Source organism: Brevibacterium sp. 91QC2O2 (assembly GCF_024580695.1).
Lineage (GTDB): Bacteria > Actinomycetota > Actinomycetes > Actinomycetales > Brevibacteriaceae > Brevibacterium > Brevibacterium moorei.
Window position 1 is genome coordinate 1 of record NZ_JANIJY010000090.1, and the last position, 263, is coordinate 263.

The 263-nt window shown below is 55.5% G+C and carries 1 rRNA gene; it reads right to left on the minus strand.

Annotated features, from left to right (window positions below):
- Window positions 1-38 precede the first annotated feature (38 nt).
- A 16S ribosomal RNA gene (locus NQ036_RS15565) occupies window positions 39-263 on the minus strand; the annotation flags it as partial.

The window sequence follows — 263 nt, forward strand, 5'->3', positions numbered from 1 at the left end:
CTACGATGGCCAACCACTTATTAGTTGATGCTCCTTAGAAAGGAGGTGATCCAGCCGCACCTTCCGGTACGGCTACCTTGTTACGACTTAGTCCCAATCACCAGTCCCACCTTCGACCACTCCCCCCGGACGAACCGGTTAGGCCATGGGCTTCGGGTGTTACCGACTTTCGTGACTTGACGGGCGGTGTGTACAAGGCCCGGGAACGTATTCACCGCAGCATTGCTGATCTGCGATTACTAGCGACTCCGACTTCACGTAGT